This window comes from Priestia flexa NBRC 15715, assembly GCF_001591565.1.
GTDB lineage: Bacteria > Bacillota > Bacilli > Bacillales > Bacillaceae_H > Priestia > Priestia flexa.
Map to the genome: position 1 here is coordinate 1 of NZ_BCVD01000184.1, position 4,971 is coordinate 4,971.

At 37.8% G+C, this 4,971-nt stretch carries 4 protein-coding genes; 1 reads left to right on the plus strand and 3 read right to left on the minus strand.

All coding sequences use genetic code 11. The features are described from left to right. Positions 1-9: 9 nt before the first annotated feature. From BFL01S_RS18885 to folE2, 3 genes are all read right to left on the minus strand, one after another. Entirely contained in the window at positions 10-1,419 is a 1,410-nt protein-coding gene (locus BFL01S_RS18885; protein ID WP_061786635.1) for a sensor histidine kinase, read from the minus strand. Continuing rightward, positions 1,416-2,096 (minus strand): response regulator transcription factor, encoded by a 681-nt coding sequence (locus BFL01S_RS18890; RefSeq protein ID WP_174521204.1) that lies wholly within the window; start codon positions 2,094-2,096, stop codon positions 1,416-1,418. Before BFL01S_RS18890 ends, BFL01S_RS18885 begins: the two co-directional genes overlap by 4 nt. A 316-nt stretch (positions 2,097-2,412) precedes the next feature. Next, positions 2,413-3,324 carry a GTP cyclohydrolase FolE2 gene (folE2, locus tag BFL01S_RS18895; RefSeq protein WP_061786637.1) on the minus strand — a complete coding sequence of 304 codons (912 nt, stop codon included), beginning with the start codon at positions 3,322-3,324 and terminating at the stop codon, positions 2,413-2,415. 262 nt (positions 3,325-3,586) lie between these two features. On the opposite strand from folE2, the gene BFL01S_RS18900 reads away from it, so the two are divergent. Beyond that, positions 3,587-4,918 carry a polysaccharide biosynthesis protein gene (locus BFL01S_RS18900; RefSeq protein WP_061786638.1) on the plus strand — a complete coding sequence of 444 codons (1,332 nt, stop codon included), beginning with the start codon at positions 3,587-3,589 and terminating at the stop codon, positions 4,916-4,918. Positions 4,919-4,971 lie beyond the last annotated feature (53 nt).

The following is a 4,971-nucleotide window of genomic DNA, read 5'->3' on the forward strand; positions in this document are numbered from 1 at the left end:
TCAAACTCTCTATTGGAAAGATTCGTAAGGAAACGTAATTGTAACGGTAGTTCCTTGACCAAGATTACTTTTAAAGTTTAAGGTTCCATCGTGATAATGAATAATTTCCTTAGATATCGCTAATCCAAGGCCCGTACCACCTTTGTCGCGAGTCCGAGCTTTATCCGCTCTGAAAAAACGTTCTCCTAAGCGACTTAAATCTGCTTTTGATATGCCGATTCCCGTATCAGTTACGTTGATGTCAACTTTGTTTTCATCATGGGAAAGTGAGATGTCAATGTGTCCTTCCGCATTCGTGTAACGAATTGCATTATGAATCAGATTATAGAATACCTGTTTTAAACGGAGCTCATTTGCATTCATGATAATATCTTCATCTAAGTTGGCTGAAACTGTTAACCGCTTTTTAGCAATGCTAATGGCTAAAACGTCAAGCGTTTCATTAATAAGCTGAGCCAAAACAAGAGGCGACTTTGTCATGGTGAGCGTTTCGGATTGAAGCTGAGATAAGTCTAAAAGATCATGAACAAGTGCATTCATTCTTGTCGTTTCTCGTTGTATTACGTGTAAATAATCGTTTCGTTCTTGTTGGCTCATAGTTGAATCTTGTAAAAGTTCACTGTAGCCCTTTATATAGCTAAGCGGTGTGCGTAGTTCATGAGCGACGTTTGCAAGAAACTCACGCTTTTGTTCATCACTTTTTTTTAAGGAAGATGCCATGGAGTTAAACGCTTCAGCAAGGTGACCAACTTCGTCATTGCTGGTAGAAGGTATACGTATAGAAAAGTTTCCTTTTGCAATTTCATTTGAAAAAGTTTTCATTCGCTGTAATGGATTCACAATTGCTTTTGTAATCCGATTACCAATTAAATATAGAAAAATAAACGTAATAACTGCGACAATCGCTAAGATGTTTGCTGCTTTTGTAAAAACTTCATTCAATGAAGCTAAAGGGACATATAGGTAAACGATACCTGCTAGCTCATTTGTTTTTTGATCAATTAGCGGTACAATAGCACCAATAAGATTGCGTTCAAATTTTTCTTCGTAGCCTTTTTTAACAATGTATTCGCCTTTTAAGAGTTTTTTTCGTTCTGCTTTTGAAATAATAGGCTTATCTTCTTTAGAAAATGGAGAGTATCCACTCAGCTCTTCGGGATTATTAAAAATTAAAATTTCCGCTTCTGAGACTGTATTATGCCAGTTCACGTTTCCAATTAAAAAATCGGAAATTTTACCTGTGTGATAGTGAGCAGCAATTTGTTGGCCTTCTGCTACAAGTGAGCTTTCTGTTTTGTCTACATAGAGTGATTCGTAAAGAAACTGAATAAATAAAAATGAAAATACGATAGAAAAACATAGAAGGCCGCTTATTAATAAGCGGAGCTTGGTTGTTAGAGAAAGTGAAAGCTTTTTCATACTTCTGCTTTATAACCGATTCCCCATACGGTTTGAATCAAGTCACCTTCCGCTTTTAACTTTAAGCGCAGCGTTTTGATATGAGTATCAACGGTACGCTCACTTCCTAGGTAATCTAGTCCCCAAATTTGACGTAGCAGCTGTTCACGTGTGAAGGCTCGTCCAATGTGGTTGCATAAATAGACGAGTAGTTCATACTCCTTTAACGTCAGCGGTATCGCTTCATCATTTACATATACAGTTCGACCAAGCTTGTTGATTTTAACGTTTCCAAATCGCTGATAGACTTCAACTGAACGTGGAAGTGCAGTTGTACGGCGGAGGACAGCCTCAATACGTGCTATTAGTTCTCCGCTGCTAAACGGCTTAACAATGTAGTCGTCCCCTCCAATCTTTAATCCATGTATACGATCAAATTCATCTCCGCGTGCAGTCAAAAAGATGATTGGAATAGATGGGTGGACGCTTCTTATTCGTTCAGCTAATGTAAACCCATCCATGATTGGCATCATCACGTCGATGAGAATAAGGGAAGGAAGCATATGAGCTAATTCATCTAATGCTTCTTCTCCATTTGAAGCTTCGATGCACATATAGCCTTCTCGCTGAAGAGATAGCTTGATTAAATGTCGCATTTGTTGTTCATCATCGACAATTAATATAGTTGGCTTTTGCATTTTCATCATGCCCTTTCTCAGTATAAAGTTCTTCTTTTAGTATATCGGAAATATGTGAGAAATCAGTGAACTTTTGCAATCGTTTGCTTTATTGTAGCTTGTGAAGAGATTGTAATATAACGAAACAATTCTCTCTCAAAAACAAACCATGCCGTTTCTAAATAGTATAAGTTGTGAGAATACGTCCGTTCGATGGAGCTAGTTTTTTAAATTGTGTTCCGAAGCAGCAAAAAAATATCCGAACTACCAAAAGTATTTAACTTTCTATAGTTCGGACCTAGCATTAACTGAAATATCTATGTCTCACCCTTATTAGTTAGCAGGGCTGTTTGTCAAATGTAATCGTTGCAACAGCATCGTGTAAGTGAATAGACTCTTCATTACGACATGATACAGTAAAGGCTTCTACAAATGGATACTCGTATAAGTCAGCAGCTACTAAGCGGACCATATCTTCAACAAATCGTGGATTTTCATATGCTTGTTCAGTGACCATTTTTTCATCTGGACGTTTAAGAATCGGGTGGATTTTAGCACTTGCGTTTGATTCGATGGCCTCTAATAAAGCATGTTTCCAGTCAATAGCATCATTGATTGAATCAGCTAACCGAACATCTACCGATACGTAGCCACGCTGGTTATGAGCGCTATATTCACTGATTTCTTTTGAACAAGGACAGAGTGTTTTTACAACAGCTGTTAATCCAACTTCAAACGTCACACCAGCTTCTTTTGTGTAAGAAACTTTCAAACGAGCTTCAGAATGGTTAAGACCTGATAATCCTGAAGAAGGTGCTACTTGGTCATAAAACCATGGAAATGAAATCTCTACTTTAGCATCAGGGATACGTAGGCGATCAGAGAGTTCCGTTACAAATGAAGTAAGGGCAGCAAACGTTAAATTCAACTCACTGCGCTTGCGATACTCTTCTAAAAGTTCCGTAAAGCGACTCATGTTTGTGCCTTTTGAATCCTTCGGAATAGAAGAAGTGAGAGTGAAAGTAGCGATTGTAGGCGTAGCTCCACCTGGGGCATATATGTTTACAGGTATTTTAACGTTGGAAACACCAACCGCTTGAATATCAAATAAAAAATCTTTCTTTTTATTTTGTAAATCAGCCATTTCTTCTTTTTTAGTGGGCTTTGTTTTTGGGCCAGGATCTACTGAACCGAATAGTTTATGGCGTTCTTGCTTTGAAGGTAAGTTTATTGTTGTCATCGTTGTCATGGCTCTTTCTCCTTTCACCTAAGAGAAGGTGGTCGCTAAAAATATGAATCTGGAAAAATTTTAACCTACTTTGTTCTTTTCTTGCAATGATTAATTTAGGAAAATGGAGTGCTCTGTGCCAAACAGGCATAAAGTTGCTCTATTTCTCATAAGGTGAACATAACATGAAAGTAGGACAAAGTATAGAAGGGTTATCTAAAGAAATTGATAATTAGATTGTTGTCATACATGTAGGTAGGACAAGAATTGAGGAGATTAGTAGATGAATACTTTTCTAAAAGGAACATTTATCTTAGCAGGAGCTGCTTTTGCAGGGGAGCTCATTGAATTTTTAGTGAATATGGTATTAGCACGAGAGCTTGGCAAAGAGGGAATGGGGATGTATATGACGGTTCTCCCTATTATTTTTCTCGTTGCCACAGTAGCAAATTTAGAGCTGCCGATTTCTATTTCAAAGTTTATTGCAGAACATAATCGACATGAGCATCGCAATATGATGAAGCATGCCACCACGTTTGCAACGGTATTAAGCCTCGTTATTTTTTTCGTCACGTTTGGTGTTGTTTCTTTTTTTCCTTTCTTTACACATTACCATCCCTACTTAAAGTGGGCCGTATTAATCTTTATTCCAATTGTCTCTTTCTCGGCCGTATTGAGGGGATATTTTACCGGAAAAAACAGTATGTCAACCATTGCGGTTTCAAACTTTATCCGAAAAGCCTTTCAATTAACAATCTTATTTGTTATTTTTCAAATGTTTCAGTTTACAGATGTGAAAACTTCTCTTTTCATTGCTATCTGTACCCTAATTGGAACAGAAGCTGTTATCTTACTTTATTTTTTTATCACGTATGTGACTCAATTGAACGTCATTACAAGAGGGCATAGAGCACAATTAACCCCTCAAGATGTTCGAAAGAAGCTACTGAGCGTTTCGTTGCCAACAACTGGTTTGCGCTTGTTTAATGCGATTTGTAATGCTATCCAGCCATTTTTGATTAAGCATGCTCTTATTTTGTCAGGGATGACGCTTAGCGGTGCAACGCAGCACTTTGGGATGCTCACAGGAGTAGCGATGAGCATTGGGTTTTTTCCAGCATTTTTTGCTCATTCTCTTTTAGTAGCTCTTATTCCTGCGGTATCTGAAGCACACGCAAAGGATCAAGAAAAGCAATTGCAAAAGCTTCTTCTTCAAAGTATGCAGCTTACGTTTATTTACGGTATTCCATCTGTTTTGGCTATGTATATTTTTGCGGAGCCATTAACGAGCTTATTCTTTCATTCCACAGAAGCTGTTTTTTATCTGCAGGCACTGTGGCCATATTTTCTGTTTCATTTCTTTGCCATTCCGCTTCAAGCCTACTTAATTGGGTTAGGGTACGTGAAAGATGCGCTATTTCATACGATTTGGTCTCACGTTGTTTCCTTTTCACTTATGTTTGTACTCGGTTCGCAGCCAACGATTGGTATGACAGGAGTTATTATCGGTATGAATGCTGGTATCGTTGTATTGACGCTTTTACACTACGTCACAATCTGTCGAGTCATTAACGTTTCGTTTTTTTCGCTTAAAAAACATAAAACAATTTTATAAAAAATGAGGGTGGGACATAACAAAACAAATTTTCAAAAAAGACGAACAATCCC